Annotated in this window: 18 protein-coding genes, 1 tRNA gene and 2 pseudogenes; 14 read left to right on the top strand and 7 right to left on the bottom strand. The window is 36.1% G+C overall.

All coding sequences use genetic code 11. The features are described 5' to 3' along the window. The 3 genes and pseudogenes from GD441_RS16170 to GD441_RS16160 all read right to left on the bottom strand — a co-directional run. Nucleotides 1–170, bottom strand: a pseudogene (locus GD441_RS16170) (DUF444 family protein); the annotation flags it as partial. Nucleotides 171–257: 87 nt separating this feature from the next. Continuing rightward, the gene (locus tag GD441_RS17555) at nucleotides 258–521 is read right to left on the bottom strand and encodes a transposase (RefSeq protein WP_263862471.1); all 264 of its coding nucleotides are present in this window, start codon (nucleotides 519–521) and stop codon (nucleotides 258–260) included. A 56-nt stretch (nucleotides 522–577) separates the two neighbouring features. Then, a complete protein-coding gene (locus GD441_RS16160) occupies nucleotides 578–1,426 on the bottom strand; it encodes an ISL3 family transposase (RefSeq protein WP_153127440.1) in 849 nt (282 codons plus the stop codon). Nucleotides 1,427–1,686: 260 nt separating this feature from the next. Between GD441_RS16160 and GD441_RS16155 the strand changes: the two genes are divergently transcribed. The 3 genes from GD441_RS16155 to GD441_RS16145 are packed head-to-tail and all read left to right on the top strand — an operon-like array spanning nucleotide 1,687 to nucleotide 2,852. Then, nucleotides 1,687–2,157: a hypothetical protein gene (locus GD441_RS16155; protein WP_153127439.1), complete on the top strand. Its 471-nt coding sequence runs from the start codon at nucleotides 1,687–1,689 to the stop codon at nucleotides 2,155–2,157. 30 nt (nucleotides 2,158–2,187) lie between these two features. Beyond that, nucleotides 2,188–2,442, top strand: a complete 255-nt coding sequence (locus GD441_RS16150) for a hypothetical protein (protein WP_153127438.1) — start codon at nucleotides 2,188–2,190, stop codon at nucleotides 2,440–2,442. A gap of 26 nt (nucleotides 2,443–2,468) precedes the next feature. After that, nucleotides 2,469–2,852, top strand: coding sequence for a hypothetical protein (locus GD441_RS16145; protein ID WP_153127437.1), 384 nt, complete (start codon nucleotides 2,469–2,471; stop codon nucleotides 2,850–2,852). A gap of 24 nt (nucleotides 2,853–2,876) precedes the next feature. Here the strand turns inward: GD441_RS16145 and GD441_RS16140 are convergent, their stop codons facing one another. Both GD441_RS16140 and GD441_RS16135 read right to left on the bottom strand, forming a co-directional pair. After that, nucleotides 2,877–3,263 carry an IS3 family transposase gene (locus GD441_RS16140; RefSeq protein ID WP_225434277.1) on the bottom strand — a complete coding sequence of 129 codons (387 nt, stop codon included), beginning with the start codon at nucleotides 3,261–3,263 and terminating at the stop codon, nucleotides 2,877–2,879. Nucleotides 3,264–3,322: 59 nt separating this feature from the next. Further along, nucleotides 3,323–3,604 (bottom strand): transposase, encoded by a 282-nt coding sequence (locus tag GD441_RS16135; protein WP_153127435.1) that lies wholly within the window; start codon nucleotides 3,602–3,604, stop codon nucleotides 3,323–3,325. A 79-nt stretch (nucleotides 3,605–3,683) separates the two neighbouring features. Here GD441_RS16135 and GD441_RS16130 point away from each other — a divergent pair, with 79 nt between their 5' ends. The 5 genes from GD441_RS16130 to GD441_RS16110 all read left to right on the top strand — a co-directional run bounded on the left by GD441_RS16130 (nucleotide 3,684) and on the right by GD441_RS16110 (nucleotide 6,304). Continuing rightward, on the top strand, nucleotides 3,684–3,977 hold the full coding sequence (locus tag GD441_RS16130; protein WP_153127434.1) for a hypothetical protein: 294 nt from the start codon (nucleotides 3,684–3,686) through the stop codon (nucleotides 3,975–3,977). 199 nt (nucleotides 3,978–4,176) lie between these two features. Continuing rightward, complete coding sequence (locus GD441_RS16125) at nucleotides 4,177–5,037, top strand: hypothetical protein (RefSeq protein WP_153127433.1); 861 nt, start codon at nucleotides 4,177–4,179, stop codon at nucleotides 5,035–5,037. Beyond that, nucleotides 5,010–5,561, top strand: coding sequence for a protein NO VEIN domain-containing protein (locus tag GD441_RS16120; protein WP_153127432.1), 552 nt, complete (start codon nucleotides 5,010–5,012; stop codon nucleotides 5,559–5,561). Before GD441_RS16125 ends, GD441_RS16120 begins: the two co-directional genes overlap by 28 nt. Nucleotides 5,562–5,924: 363 nt before the next feature. Then, nucleotides 5,925–6,071 carry a hypothetical protein gene (locus GD441_RS16115; RefSeq protein WP_153127431.1) on the top strand — a complete coding sequence of 49 codons (147 nt, stop codon included), beginning with the start codon at nucleotides 5,925–5,927 and terminating at the stop codon, nucleotides 6,069–6,071. 159 nt (nucleotides 6,072–6,230) lie between these two features. Beyond that, nucleotides 6,231–6,304: transfer RNA gene (locus GD441_RS16110), tRNA-Gly, on the top strand. A gap of 120 nt (nucleotides 6,305–6,424) precedes the next feature. Here GD441_RS16110 and GD441_RS16105 read toward each other — a convergent pair. After that, complete coding sequence (locus tag GD441_RS16105) at nucleotides 6,425–7,090, bottom strand: B3/B4 domain-containing protein (RefSeq protein ID WP_420849722.1); 666 nt, start codon at nucleotides 7,088–7,090, stop codon at nucleotides 6,425–6,427. A 122-nt stretch (nucleotides 7,091–7,212) separates the two neighbouring features. Here GD441_RS16105 and queG point away from each other — a divergent pair, with 122 nt between their 5' ends. After that, nucleotides 7,213–8,346: a tRNA epoxyqueuosine(34) reductase QueG gene (gene queG, locus GD441_RS16100; RefSeq protein ID WP_153127429.1), complete on the top strand. Its 1,134-nt coding sequence runs from the start codon at nucleotides 7,213–7,215 to the stop codon at nucleotides 8,344–8,346. Here queG and GD441_RS16095 read toward each other — a convergent pair. Next, nucleotides 8,303–9,223 carry a hypothetical protein gene (locus GD441_RS16095; RefSeq protein WP_153127428.1) on the bottom strand — a complete coding sequence of 307 codons (921 nt, stop codon included), beginning with the start codon at nucleotides 9,221–9,223 and terminating at the stop codon, nucleotides 8,303–8,305. The two genes, queG and GD441_RS16095, sit on opposite strands and share 44 nt — an antisense overlap. Before the next feature lie 209 nt (nucleotides 9,224–9,432). On the opposite strand from GD441_RS16095, the gene GD441_RS16090 reads away from it, so the two are divergent. The 5 genes and pseudogenes from GD441_RS16090 to GD441_RS16070 all read left to right on the top strand — a co-directional run. Next, nucleotides 9,433–10,305, top strand: coding sequence for an amidase domain-containing protein (locus GD441_RS16090; RefSeq protein ID WP_153127427.1), 873 nt, complete (start codon nucleotides 9,433–9,435; stop codon nucleotides 10,303–10,305). Between the two features lie 65 nt (nucleotides 10,306–10,370). Continuing rightward, nucleotides 10,371–10,844, top strand: a complete 474-nt coding sequence (gene trmL / locus GD441_RS16085; protein WP_420849720.1) for a tRNA (uridine(34)/cytosine(34)/5-carboxymethylaminomethyluridine(34)-2'-O)-methyltransferase TrmL — start codon at nucleotides 10,371–10,373, stop codon at nucleotides 10,842–10,844. Nucleotides 10,845–10,897: 53 nt separating this feature from the next. Continuing rightward, the gene (locus GD441_RS16080) at nucleotides 10,898–11,329 is read left to right on the top strand and encodes a CBS domain-containing protein (RefSeq protein ID WP_153127426.1); all 432 of its coding nucleotides are present in this window, start codon (nucleotides 10,898–10,900) and stop codon (nucleotides 11,327–11,329) included. A gap of 558 nt (nucleotides 11,330–11,887) precedes the next feature. Further along, complete coding sequence (locus tag GD441_RS16075; protein WP_153127425.1) at nucleotides 11,888–13,783, top strand: PrkA family serine protein kinase; 1,896 nt, start codon at nucleotides 11,888–11,890, stop codon at nucleotides 13,781–13,783. A gap of 323 nt (nucleotides 13,784–14,106) precedes the next feature. After that, a pseudogene (locus tag GD441_RS16070) lies at nucleotides 14,107–14,276 on the top strand (DUF444 family protein); the annotation flags it as partial.

Here is a 14,276-nt window from a genome sequence, read left to right as displayed (position 1 = left end):
TCTCGGCCGTTTGACATAATGATGTTTTCTTCTGAAATTAAATCCGGTAAATTGTTACGAATGGCTTCTTGGACTTTTTCCTGATGGCGCTGTTGATCGTCAAATCCTTTGCGATGGAGGGACCAATCTTCCTTGGAAATCACAAACTGATGATTATTCGCATCTGACATTTTTCTTCCCCTCCTAAAAAATTAGGTTCTATGTCAATTGTTGGGGTGCGCTTGATGTGAAGTGCACCTCTTTTATATGTATGAAAGTTAAATAAGTGAGCATAATACCTTATTTCTAAGTCGTTGAAAGTTGCGAATACCATAAGACATTCGTTTAATGACTTTAATTTTATTGTTAATCCCTTCTAAATAACCGTTAGTGTAGGGATAAATAAACGAATTAATGATTTCTTTCTCCCAGCTTTTAAAGGTTCGTTTCATGTACTGATATTCGTCCAGTCCTGATTCGTCAATCGCTTGATACAGTTGTTCTAAGTTCGACCTTACATTACGTTCATTGCTTTGTGTCATCCATTTTTTAAAGACTTCTTTCTCTTGGTAAGCTTTCTTTAAATCGGGGGACAACTCTAAATAATATTGCAGGAGTCCTGTTCTCTTGTGGTTAACTTCTCTTTCGGTTTATGTAAGAGAAAACGTAACTTTTTCATCGATTTTCGATCTTTGTCTTGGAACGACTTTTGTACTCTCTTTCGTACTCGTTCAAGTGCCCAGAAGTTATGACGAGCATAATGGAATTTGTCCACGATGATAATTGGATTTTGAAAGAGTTGTTGAGCCAATATTTTGTACGGCTGCCACATATCCATGACCACCATTTGAACACGATGAGTCGGTAAAGAACGAAAATAATCTTTTAACGTGGACAACTTACGGTCTTGAATCACATCAAATACCTTGAAGCCTCGAGGGTCTCTGATGACACATTGATATTTTCCTTTTTCGGTTGTCCCCTTAAACTCATCAATGGCTAAAATTTGTGGTAATGAGTGGTTCTCATAAGTATAATAACGGTCAAACCATCGAATCACCGTTGAATGTCCCAATCCAAGCTCTTTCGCCACTTCCTTAAAATTGGCCGTTCTCACTTTGATAAGAAGGGCTTGAAGGACACGTTTCGTATGACGTTGATAGTGCTCTAAGAAGGTATATCTTTCATAGAAACGCTTCCCACAGGATGTACATTTATAGCGACACTTTTTTAGAATGAGATACGTATACATTTCGCGAAATTTGACATCTCGAATCTTCTGCAGACGATAATCATGAATAGATCTTGTCCTCTCCCCGCACTGAGGACAACTTTGATGACAAGGTTTGGTTTCGATAAAAATTTCTAGGTGCGTATCCGTTTCCACAATATTTGACACAATGACATTTTCTAATCCAACCAGTTTTGTGATACAATAGTCTTGCATTTACGAAGTCTCCTTTTAAATGAGGTTTGGCCACTTTCATTATAAAAGAGAGCACTTCGTAAATGCTTTTTTATTTTATGAAATTCTTTACCCCAACATTTAGTATAGAACCAAAAGAAATTATACAAGGAGAGGGAGTTGGAATATTTTGGAATAATGAACAGTATAAAAATAAAAAATATTCATAAAAGTGGAATTTTAAGCTATTATGAAATAAATAGTATAGGAATTTATTGAGAGGGGTGTAATTTAGTATTCTAATGCTTCTTTGTGTTTTTTTAATTGCCTGTTCTAATGACATAAAAGTTATTGAAGAGCCAGATTATTATACTAAAACTGAGGACATAAAAAGAAATTATGAAGGTAATAAAGGAAAAGAAGAAATAACTAATGATACAGAAAAAGAGAATAACCAAAATGCAGATCAAAGTAATAATTCAGCAGGTAATGAAAGAAGAGAAACTATCTTGAAGGGGCAAGATGTCCATTTTACAGATGATATGTACATAGCTATTTCACAACAGGCATTTGATGAATTTATAAATAATGTAATGCAAAATAATACAGATGCTACTCATAGAATGGTAAATAGAGGGGATTTAATCCTAATTAATAAAGGAACAGAAGCTTATGTAATCAATAGAACTATTAGTGGATTAGCTGAAGTAGAAATAATTGAAACAGGACTTAGAGGGTTTGTTGTAGTAGAAGTGTTAGAGATAAAGAAATAATATTATTTTTTTCTTAAGGGGTTGATATAGTTGGTAGAATTATTAGATTTACTGCATTTTAAAGAGGTAAAGGAAAAAGGAAATGGATTTATAGCAATAACTGATAAGAATTTACCAAAAAATTGTGTACACCTAACATCTTGTTATGAAGTTAATGAAAGATATTTTAATCAGAAAGTTATTGTGAGTAACAGGAAAAATGGCTCTTATTATTTTACAGAAGATTTGAATGAAGTGTTTGCTAACTTTAATAAAATGTCAAAATGTCAAAAGTGTTTTGGCTAAACTAATCTTATAAAGGATGGATAATTATGGAAAATAAGAGTGGGGCATATCCAGAAATTAGAGTTTCTAGCAGTATGTTAGAAAAACCATATTCAATGAGAAGGCATTACTTTATTACAGGTTTAATAATAGCAGTATTTTCTTATTTTATAGGTGGGTTTATTGCTGCTATTTTTTTACCACTAATTTTAACAATTATCTTATATGGTTTTTTATTTGGATGGAGAGAAACATTATCTTGGCATTATAATTATAAATGTCCTAGTTGTAACTATAATATGAGCATTGACTTTCCAGGTAGAGAAACAAAATTAACAGATAGTAAAACTACTGGAAGGTGTCCTAAGTGTACTGAATATCATATTGTTGATTATTATTATGATGGAAAAATGGAAGTTTTAAAAGATTAATATACAATTATGACAACATTTATTTTAGAAAAATTGGTATATGTTAATGTTTTCCGCAGTCGGGATATAAGTAATATCAGCTACCCAGACTTTGTTCGGTTTATGCACTTTAAATTCTTGATTTAATTTGGTTTCAAAGACTGGAAGCGAGTGTTTTGAATTTGTCGTAGCCTTATATTTCTTAATGGTCTTAGATCTCAGGCCCTCTTCTTTCATGATTCTCGCCACTGTTTTTTGGCAAACAGGAGTTCCATTCCTTTCAAGATCTTTCGCAATTTTGGGACTTCCATTTAGCCCTCTAGACGCTAAAAACAATTTTTTAACTAGACGGACCAACGTTTTATGCCTCTTGGTACGCTCACTTTCTGGACGATCTCGCCACTTGTAATAGCCGCTTCTAGAAACTTTCAAAACTTTGCCCATCTTCTCCACTCGGAATTCGAAGCGATGCTCATGAATAAATGAGTATTTTACCGATGGTCTTTCGCGAAGAAGTGCATAGCCTTTTTTAGTATGGCGTTTTCCTCCTCTAAGTCTCGAATGCGTTTTTGAAAGGCTTGAAGTTGTTGATCTTCCGTCATTTGTGGTAAGGACTCACGGATAAATTCTGATGAATATTTCTTTTTCCAGTTATGAAGGGTATTTGGGTTGATATCTAGCTCTCTGGCTGCTTGAGCAACTGGTTTGTTCTGTTCAATCATCATTTGAACCGTACTTCTCTTAAAATCTTCATCAAATACTTGTCTACTCATTAGACACACCTCATTATTATTAGTTAGTTTTATAATAAACTGTGTCTACTTTTGAGTCTAACATCAGACTGGTATGTTTATGGCACAAGGTGCATATATCCAATCTAGACAAGATGCCTTTGGTAGATCAGTTCAGTACTTTGGTGATGTGCGAATTGCAGTTCTGGATGATTCTTATCTTCCTGATGGCGATATTTATGCATTGAAGTTCGGTGATAAAGGTATCACTGGTATTCAAGCTGGTGAAATTATGGTTAAAGATAATGGTTTAAGTGGTACTATGTACGAAACATTAATTGAATGGTATGTAACTATTGTAGACTTAAATCCAAAAGGCATGGCAAAGCTTACTGGTATTGATATTTCCCTTTAATGTGATTCAGCTGCCAAATGGTATGTTAATCGTTATTTCATTTCCCTTAACCCTTAAATATAGTTGTAATTAAAAAGCACCTTTCAGTTCCTTAAATGGTTCTGTTAGGTGCTTCTTTTTTTTGTCTTTTTTATTAAGGTTATGAAATATATGGTAAAATAGTCTAAAAGACTTATAGAGTAGAAGAAGGGGTGAAAACGTGGCAACCCAAGATAAACTTAATGCTGAAGAAATTGAATCTTTATTGACAGAGAATAGTAAAGATATTATTGAACAGTTTTTGACACACTATGGACAACGTTCAAGGGCAAATATGAGAAGTGCAGTTTATCGACTTCTATACCTTGAATTAGAAAAAGATGATGTATCAGATGTAACCTATGCAGATTACTTAAAGATTTTTCCAAATGGGGGAAAAAACCTATTAACACAAGAAAATTATCGACATAGCTTTTTTAAATTCCTTTATGCATTTGAACATTTAACGAATCCTTCAGGTTTTGAAAAGACAATGATAAAAGAACATGAAAAGTTACAGTTTATTCAGCTGAAAGAACCAAAGGTGAAAGTTGTTAAAGAAAAACGTAAAAATACTTTAACCATTGAAGAATTAGCAAAGATTCAAAAAGTAATTGAAGCTGAATCAACAAAGATAGATACCTTAAAGTTTCAGTTTTGTTGGTATTGTATCTTTGAACTTGGTATGGATGTGGATGAAGTTAAGTTTAATATCAAAAGTGATAATTTCTCAGATGGAATTTTAACGGTTAATGGAGATTCATATAAATTACCTGAAAGATACCATTATATGTTTGAACTGCTAAAAGAACGTGGTGACTATAATGGATTTGTAACGTTAAATGATTTATTTGAAAGACTTGGAAATAGTGCAAAGTTAGAAAGAAAGCTTTTACCAGTTATGGTTAAGCTTACACGAAAAGGTTATATGGTCACTTGTGGTAACTGTAAAAAACAATTTACCAATCTATCTCATAATTGGTGTTCTGTAAACAACCGTATTGTTTGTATTAGTTGTGCAGAAGCATTAAAAAAAAACTGAATTTTGAAGTTGAAATAGTTGATATTGATAACACTGAAATTCAGGATAATGAAACAGATGATCTTTCCTTCCTTTACGCTTACGCAGACTTAAAGAAGAATTTTCTCAAGAATCCAATTGACTATTTGAATCTTCATAAGAAACAAATGGAAATTGGAAAGATTGGTGAAGTTTATGTATATGAACATGAATGTAAAAATTTAAGGGGAACACCTTATATAAACAAAGTTGATGATACAATTGCTGGAAACCCTGCAAATGGTTACGATATTCTATCATTTACACGTGACGGTAAACCGTTGCATATAGAAGTTAAAGCAACTTCAGGTTCTGAAGATGTTTTTTATCTTTCCAGACATGAATGGAATACTGCTGAAAGAATGAAAAAAGAAGGATCTACTTACGTTGTTTATTTTGTGAAAGAAATATTGTCTGAAAATCCCACTCTTATAAAAATTAAAGATATAACTTCAAATCCAAAATATAATTTTGAAGAATCTGGTTACAAAGTTACAAAAGCATAGCATCACCAAAAAATGCTGGGAATGTTGCTTTAAATGAATTTAATTAAAAGGCTATGAATTTGTTTTAAGTCTGAAGGTTCAGTATTAGTTGTTTTAGGTATGTAAGGCAAGGTGTTTGACTTCCACTCTTTTTGTTTGTTTGGTTGGTTTGTGTATGCTGGTAATTCAGCAAAGGCTGGTAGCTTGGTTGGCTGCCAGTCTTTTTTATGTCTAATTATCCCAATGTACTTGTTTATACGTTGCTTATACACAGACTTCAGAAAAAAACCAGATGGTTGTTCAGGTGGTTTTATGGTGTTTGTCTGGAAGTCGTTCATGTGTTGTTTATCTGGTTGAAGACTTTGCTGAAAGGATTGAAGAAATATGTTTGAATTTGAACAATTAGTTGATACTGAAAAACTATATGAAATGCTGGAAGGTGCAGAAACAGAAGAAACACTTTCAAAGTTCAGGGAAGTTGTAAGTGCGGTTTATTTCTTATTTGATAAAAATGATAATTGCCCTTCATGATATTCTCATGAGGGGCTAATTTATGTGTATTGAAAATATTAATTCAAGGTAAAATTTCTATTACTTTTTTTAAAAATTCTATTGCAAACACTATTAAAACCTTATATAATATTTTTTGTGATTGAGTTACAAGATTCGACAAAATACAACATAGACTTTGCGGGTGTAGTTTAGTGGTAAAACCTCAGCCTTCCAAGCTGATGTCGAGGGTTCGATTCCCTTCACCCGCTCCATACATAGGTCACAACGCAGTGTTTCGTTACATGAAGAGAACGAAGCATTGCGTTTTTTTAATGTGCCTAGAAAATAAAAACTCCTTTGTCTCAAAGCAAAGGAGTGTGAGTATTGTTATTCTATGTAATGATTTTATACTCTGCTGTTCCTCCATGAATTTGGACGAACATCTTCATGAGAGATTCGGTTAATTGACTGCCTTCTTCAAGAGAGATTGATGGACGTAAATAAATGAATTGGATTGCATTTTTGGTATTTGTCGTTACTTTTGTTCTTTGGGAATCGACATAGGGACTTCCAAATGCACCGAGATTGTCTTTTGAAAGGATTATATCTTTCATACTGTTTATTCGGCCGTTAATTCCTTCATATTCGTCATGTTCGTTACCAATTGTGAACATTACATCCCCTTGTATGTGGTCCATATCATATATCCCAATCGGCACTTCGTATTGCATAGAAAAGAAATTGTTTACATCAATTGCTGAATGAACAGAGGGAAGGTAGTTTTGCTTTTTCACTCTGCGATAGAGTGCTTCAGCTGCGTGGCGATAACGGTTTGCATCTGTTCCTGCTTTTTTAAACGTTTCTTTCCATTCCTTTATTCCTGTGAAGCTCATTAGTTCTTTTTCTTGTAGTTCAAAATAAAGCGATTCCTGAAATAGCTGTAAGCGTCCTTTGAGCATTTGCGGTGATTCTCCAACGACAATGTCTTTATAAACTATACAGCCTATTTTAAATCCATGGATTTTTTCTTTTAGTAGTGCGTCGATTGTTATTACCAACTGTTCCATCTCCCATTTAGTTTTTAAATAGTTTATCATAGATAAAAGTGATTTCCTAAATGAAACCTTTCATTCAAAAGGATAAATAATAGATCAATCAAAAGTAGAAAGGAGGTAAGCTAATGAATTACGCAGAGCTAAAGAAAGCAATCATTGAATATAGCAAGGAAATTGGCATTGATAAAATTGGCTTTGCATCTGCAGATCCTTTTACTGAATTGAAAAATAAACTGATTCGGCAACAAGAACTAGGATATCAATCTGGTTTTGAAGAACCTGATATTGAAAAAAGAGTAAACCCTCATCTTCTGCTTGAAGAACCAAGGTCGATTATCTCGATTGCGTTAGCGTATCCTTCTAAAATGAAAACTACGGTTTTAAGTAAAAAAGGCGAGAGAAGAGGTATTTTTTGCAGGGCTTCATGGGGAACGGATTATCATGTTATTTTAAGGGACCGGCTAAAGAAGCTGGAGGAATTTATTAAAAGTAAAGTGCCTGATGCAAAAATGAAATCAATGGTAGATACCGGTGAGCTTGTCGATCGCGGAGTGGCCGAACGCGCAGGAATTGGCTGGAGCGGTAAAAATTGTTCCATTATTACTCCGGAATTTGGTTCATATGTATATCTTGGAGAAATGATTACAAATATACCGTTTGAACCTGACGAACCAATGGAAGATCAATGTGGAAGCTGTACGAAATGCATTGATGTTTGTCCGACTGGAGCTTTAGTGGCGGGAGGACAATTAAATGCTCAGCGCTGCATAGCCTATTTAACACAAACGAAAGGATTTCTTCCAGACGAGTTCCGAAAAAAAATCGGTAATCGATTGTATGGCTGTGATACTTGCCAAACGGTCTGTCCGAAAAACAAAGGGAAGGATTTTCATTTTCATAAGGAAATGGAGCCGGATCCGGAAATCGCAAAACCTTTATTAAAGCCTCTTTTAACCATCAGCAATAAAGAGTTTAAAGAAAAATTCGGTCATGTGTCAGGAGCTTGGCGAGGTAAGAAGCCGATCCAACGCAATGCCATTTTGGCACTCGCTCACTATAAAGATGAAACGGCTTTACCAGACTTGATAGCTGTTATGAAAAATGACCCTCGTCCGGTTATACGTGGAACCGCTGCTTGGGCGATTGGTGTCATTGGTGGCAGTGAAGCTGAACAAGCATTACAAGAAGCCTTAAATAAAGAAAAAGACGAAGAAGTCATTTTTGAAATTGAAAAAGGCTTGAAGCTGATAAAAGTCTAAAACCGAGCTGACGACCGATATAATTGAGCTGACGACCGATATAATTGAGCTGACGACCGATATAATTGAGCTGATGACCGATATAATTGAGCTGACGACCGATATAATTGGCTGACGACCGATATAATTGGCTGACGACCGAAATAATTGGCTGACGACCGATATAATTGGCTGACGACCGATATAATAGAGCTGACGACCGAAATAATTGGCTGACGACCGATATAATTGGCTGACGACCGATATAATTGAGCTGATGACCGATATAATTGAGTTGACGACCGATATAATTGACTGACGACCGATAAAATCGAGCTGATGACCGATATAATTGAGTTGACGACCGATATAATTGACTGACGACCGATAAAATCGAGCTGACGACCGATATAATCGAGCTGACGACCGATATAATTGGCTGACGACCGATATAATTAAGCTGATGACCGATATAATTGAGCTGATGACCGAAATAATTGGCTAACGACCGAAATAATTGGCTGACGACCGATATAATTGACTGACGACCGATATAATTGAGCTGACGACCGATATATTGGCTGACGACCGATAAATTGAGTTGACGACCGATATAATTGGTTGATGACCGATATATTGTCTGATGACCGAAATAATTGAGCTGACGACCGATATAATTGAGCTGATGACCGATATAATTGGCTGACGACCGATATAATTGAGCTGATGACCGAAATAATTGAGCTGACGACCGATATAATTGGCTGACGACCGATATTTTGTACCTAACGACCGATAAATGGAGGTAGGCGATTGAAATATTTGGTTGACGAGCGATAAATCGCTTCTGACAACCGAAATATTGAGCTAACGTCCATATATCAGTGCAAAAATACAACTACTGACGATACAAGTTAATTGTAAAAGCATCCAATTAAAGCGGGTGCTTCTTTTTTTATTAGGATGGTTTGTCCAATACAAACAAGAACTAAGAATTTTAATCTTCTTATATAGTTCTCTTACGTTTTGTAAAAAATAAAAGACTTAAATGAAAATCCTAATATTTTCCTCTCCTTCATATATTAGTGTTATGGGGAGGGAGAAATGATGAGAAATCAGCTTGTAACCCGGCTGAACGAAAGAATCAATCAATATGTCAATGAAACGGATTTTCTACAATATCGTGATGACAAAAAAATGGTTAATAAAATAAAATCCTTAAAAGAACGCTTTGCTGAAATTGTTCATGTAAAAGCGTGGGGGAACGTAACCGGGACGTTTGAGCAAGGGCATCGAACCGCTGTGGATTATTCTGTCCATTATCAGTATTTTATTAAGCAAAAGAAATTTTTCTATATTGAAGAGGAAGTGGAACAGAGAAGAGCATGGTTTGATCAAGGACAAATTTATGAAGATAAAGAAGTTCTAAACAATGTCCAAGAAGCAATGCTCCCTGTAGAAATACAATTAGATTCTCAAGAGCGTTTGGAGTATTCCTATGATCGTTTGAAAGCCGTGCAATATGCTGAACGATGGTGGAATTCCAGAAATCCTGCTTACAAATCCTTTGATGTGGATTGTACCAATTTTATTTCACAGTGTTTAAGAGCGGGTAATGCACCGAGATGGGGGACGCCCAATCGTTCTAGAGGCTGGTGGTATACAGGGAATAACTGGAGCTATAGCTGGGCTGTGGCAAATTCTTTAAGGCTGTATTTATCCAAATCAAAGACAGGCTTACAGGCAAGAGAAGTGAAATCACCTGAGGAGCTATTAATTGGGGATGTGATCTGCTATGACTTTGAAGGGGATGGGAGATTTAATCACAATACGATTGTGACTGGAAAAGACCATTATGGAATGCCTTTAGTTAATGCTCACACGTCAGACAGTCGCTTAAGGTATTGGGCATATGAGGATTCAACTGCCTATACTCCAAACATTAAGTATAAATTTTTTACAATCGTAGACAGTAATTAGCATCCTTGTTCCTAAGAGAATGAGTGATATAATAGCATGTAGAGTTTATGTTAGAGGTGAAGAAAGTGGCAATACATGTAGTTTTATATCAGCCAGAAATTCCAGCAAATACAGGGAACATCGCCAGAACATGTGCGGCAACAGATACAACCCTTCATTTAATCCGACCTTTAGGCTTTTCAACGGATGATAAAATGCTGAAACGTGCAGGTCTCGATTATTGGCAATATGTAAATATTATCTATTATGATTCTTTAGATGAATTTTTCGAAAAAACAAAAGGCGGAGAATATTTTTATTTGACAAAGCATGGGAAAAAGCCCCACTCTTCTTTTGATTATTCCGATGTAAAGAAAGATTATTACTTTATATTTGGAAAGGAAACGTCAGGGCTTCCTTCAGATTTAATACAAAACAATATGGATCGCTGCCTTCGTATTCCGATGAATGAAAATGTCCGTTCATTGAACCTTTCAAACACAGCGGCCATTTTAATTTATGAAGCACTAAGACAACAAAATTATTTAGATTTGTTTTAAATGCATAAATCCTGACAATTTGTAAAACATAAATTTTGTCAGGAGGGATTTATATGAAAACCTTGAGAGATATTATGACGACGGAAGTAGATTTCTGCACGCCGCTTGATAATGTGTTTGAAGTGGCGGTCAAAATGAAGGAAAACAATGTTGGTATGATACCGATTTGTGATAATGGCGAGATATTAGGCGTCATTACCGACCGCGATTTGGTCATTCGCTGTATGGCAGAGAAAAAACCAGGTTCCACAAAGGTAACAGAAGTTATGAGTGAGAGGCTGGTGACAGCCCATTCTGATATGACAGTGGAGGAAGCCAGCGAACTTATGGCAAAAGAGCAGATTCGTCGTCTTCCCGTTGTAGATGGAAAGAAATTAGTGGGGATTGTCTCACTAGGAGATCTTGCTGTACACCATAGCTCAGCGGCTAATGCTGGGCTGGCATTAAGCGAGATATCTGAGAACCATGGAGAGATTCACCATTAAAAAAAGGCTGTTTCAAAAGTATTACTTTTGGAACAGCCTCTCTTTTTGGCAGATAGGAAAGAATAAAACTGTCCTATGTGCTTAAGTGGGACTACATCCTTGCAAGGGGACAGTTCAATAAGTCGAATTTTCGGCATATTGAACTGCCCTTTTTATGTTCAAGAATATTGATATATCACCATTCTTGATTTTCAATTTTTAATGAAGATGCCCTTTTCGGACATCCCCTTTTTTATATTATTTTTCGCCTGGCTGGCTGTTGTACCCAGCTGTAAAGATAGCAGTTAAGAAAGCAATAGTTACCCCAAGAAGTAAGATTGTACCCACGTATGTATTCCTCCTTTGTCACACATAATTTACCCAATTATATAATATAAAAACATTATACCCTAAATGCCATTTTAGGGGAATGAAATCTGTGTATAATTTATGAAACCATTTTCAAAAAACAGACATCATGAACAAATCAGACAGTTTTTATATCTTAACTCATCTTTAAGACAATGGGTGCATAAAGTATATTAATCATCTCTGAAAAATACAGGGGGAGGTCTAATAATGGATATCTTGAAGAAAATTGAAAGATATAGAGAAGAAGAGCAAAAGCTGAAGTGGGAAGGAACCTTCGCCGATTATTTGGAACTCGTGAGAGAACAGCCATGGGTAGCTCAGTCAGCACATTCACGCGTATATAACATGATTAAGGATGCAGGAATTGAAGAGGTTAATGGGAAAAAGTCATATAAGTTTTTCAGCCGACAGATGTTTGGTCTTGAAGAATCGTTAGAAAGGTTAGTAGAGGAGTATTTTCATCCAGCAGCTAAAAGGTTGGATGTCAGAAAGCGCATTTTGCTATTGATGGGCCCTGTAAGTGGTGGAAAATCTACTCTTGTTGCACTGTTGAAAAGAGGATTGGAGCAATATTCTCATACACAAAGGGGAGCCATCTATGCCATCAAGGGCTGCCCAATGCACGAGGATCCTTTACACCTGATCCCTCAGCATTTACGCGAGGATTTCTTTGAAGAATACGGCATTAGAATTGAAGGGAATTTATCTCCCCTTAACTTAATGAGGCTTGAGAAGGAATATAACGGTAGAATTGAAGATGTGCTAGTCGAAAGAATTTTTCTTTCGGAGGATAAGCGTGTTGGAATTGGTACATTCAGTCCGTCTGATCCGAAATCACAGGATATTGCGGATTTAACGGGGAGTATTGATTTTTCGACCATTGCGGAATACGGTTCGGAATCGGATCCGCGTGCGTATCGCTTTGACGGTGAGCTGAATAAGGCCAATCGTGGAATTATGGAATTCCAGGAGATGTTAAAGTGTGATGAGAAGTTTTTATGGCACTTGCTTTCACTAACGCAGGAAGGAAATTTCAAAGCTGGAAGATTTGCCCTTATTTCTGCGGATGAGCTCATCGTTGCTCACACGAATGAAACGGAATATCGTTCGTTCATTTCGAATAAAAAGAACGAAGCTTTGCATTCGAGGATTATCGTCATGCCGGTGCCTTATAACCTTAAAGTGACAGAAGAAGAGAAAATATATGAAAAGATGATTGGTGAAAGTGATGTGAGGGATATCCATATTGCTCCACATACATTAAGGGTTGCAGCGATGTTCACAATTCTTACTAGATTGAAAGAACCGAAAAAGGGTGACATTGACCTGGTGAAAAAGATGCGCCTTTATGATGGGGAGAATGTAGAAGGCTTCAATTCAGCAGATGTGGAGGAGCTAAAGAGAGAGTACCAGGATGAAGGGATGTCTGGAATCGATCCTCGTTACGTCATTAACCGAATCTCTTCGACAATTATCCGAAAGGAGATTCCTTCCATCAATGCTCTCGACGTTCTTCGCTCGTTAAAAGAGGGCTTGGATCAGCATCCTTCTATCACGGCTGAATTAAGAGAGAAATATTTAAATTACATCTCCTTAGCACGAAAGGAATACGATACCATTGCGAAAAAAGAAGTGCAAAAAGCGTTTGTGTACTCGTATGAAGAGTCGGCAAAAACATTAATGGATAACTATTTAGACAATGTTGAGGCATATTGCAATAAGTCGAAGCTGCGCGATCCACTAACCGGTGAGGAAATTACACCAGATGAAAAATTAATGCGCTCCATCGAAGAGCAAATTGGCATTTCTGAAAATGCGAAAAAAGCATTCCGGGAAGAAATATTGATTCGTATTTCCGCATATGCACGCAAAGGAAAACGCTTTGATTATAATTCGCATGATCGTTTAAGAGAAGCGATCCAGAAGAAGCTGTTCGCAGACTTAAAGGATGTCGTGAAAATTACAACCTCATCGAAAACACCGGATGAACAGCAGCTGAAAAAGATTAATGAAGTAGTCGCACGTCTTGTAGATGAGCACGGGTACAGCACAACATCTGCAAATGAACTGCTGCGATATGTAGGAAGCTTGTTAAATCGATAGTCTGAATGTTTGTGAAAAATATTTGTCAATACTCTAAAAACCTGCTAATAGAGAGCGGGTTTTCTTTTTTTTGAAAATTTCATAGGCAAGCGCTAAATTATCAAAATTATCCGGAAATTATTCTAGCATTCTGCATATGATAAAGTAATCCACATTCTTTCGATGGGGAATTGAAGGTACTGAATAAGTTGTCCAAATTTTACGTTTATTTTACGAAGCACTGATTACCTTCCCGTAGGTTAATCGGTGCTTTTAACAATCGTCATATAGTATGCAGGAAAGTGAAAAGGTGTGACATAAAATTTTTTAGGAGGGGAAGAAAAATGTCAGATGCGAATAATCATCAGTTTGTAATTTCCAAGGAAGATTGGTCCCTCCATCGCAAAGGATTTGACGATCAACAGCGCCATCAGGAAAAAGTCCAAGAAGCCATTCGTAACAATTTACCGGATTTAATTTCAGAAGAAAACATCATTATGTCAAACGGCCGAGA

This window comes from Peribacillus tepidiphilus (genome assembly GCF_009466385.1).
Classification (GTDB): Bacteria; Bacillota; Bacilli; order Bacillales; family DSM-1321; genus Bacillus_BN; species Bacillus_BN tepidiphilus.
Note: the sequence above shows the minus strand (reverse complement) of the source record. Positions and strands in the feature narration are given on the sequence as shown.

Bases quoted from the DNA above. Each gene is read 5' to 3' on its own strand.
- GD441_RS17555 (WP_263862471.1), bottom strand. From the start codon at position 521: ATGACACAAAGCAATGAACGTAATGTAAGGTCGAACTTAGAACAACTG.
- GD441_RS16160 (WP_153127440.1), bottom strand. From the start codon at position 1,426: ATGCAAGACTATTGTATCACAAAACTGGTTGGATTAGAAAATGTCATT.
- GD441_RS16155 (WP_153127439.1), top strand. From the start codon at position 1,687: ATGCTTCTTTGTGTTTTTTTAATTGCCTGTTCTAATGACATAAAAGTT.
- GD441_RS16145 (WP_153127437.1), top strand. From the start codon at position 2,469: ATGGAAAATAAGAGTGGGGCATATCCAGAAATTAGAGTTTCTAGCAGT.
- GD441_RS16135 (WP_153127435.1), bottom strand. From the start codon at position 3,604: ATGAGTAGACAAGTATTTGATGAAGATTTTAAGAGAAGTACGGTTCAA.
- GD441_RS16130 (WP_153127434.1), top strand. From the start codon at position 3,684: ATGGCACAAGGTGCATATATCCAATCTAGACAAGATGCCTTTGGTAGA.
- GD441_RS16115 (WP_153127431.1), top strand. From the start codon at position 5,925: ATGTTTGAATTTGAACAATTAGTTGATACTGAAAAACTATATGAAATG.
- queG (WP_153127429.1), top strand. From the start codon at position 7,213: ATGAATTACGCAGAGCTAAAGAAAGCAATCATTGAATATAGCAAGGAA.
- GD441_RS16090 (WP_153127427.1), top strand. From the start codon at position 9,433: ATGAGAAATCAGCTTGTAACCCGGCTGAACGAAAGAATCAATCAATAT.
- GD441_RS16080 (WP_153127426.1), top strand. From the start codon at position 10,898: ATGAAAACCTTGAGAGATATTATGACGACGGAAGTAGATTTCTGCACG.
- GD441_RS16075 (WP_153127425.1), top strand. From the start codon at position 11,888: ATGGATATCTTGAAGAAAATTGAAAGATATAGAGAAGAAGAGCAAAAG.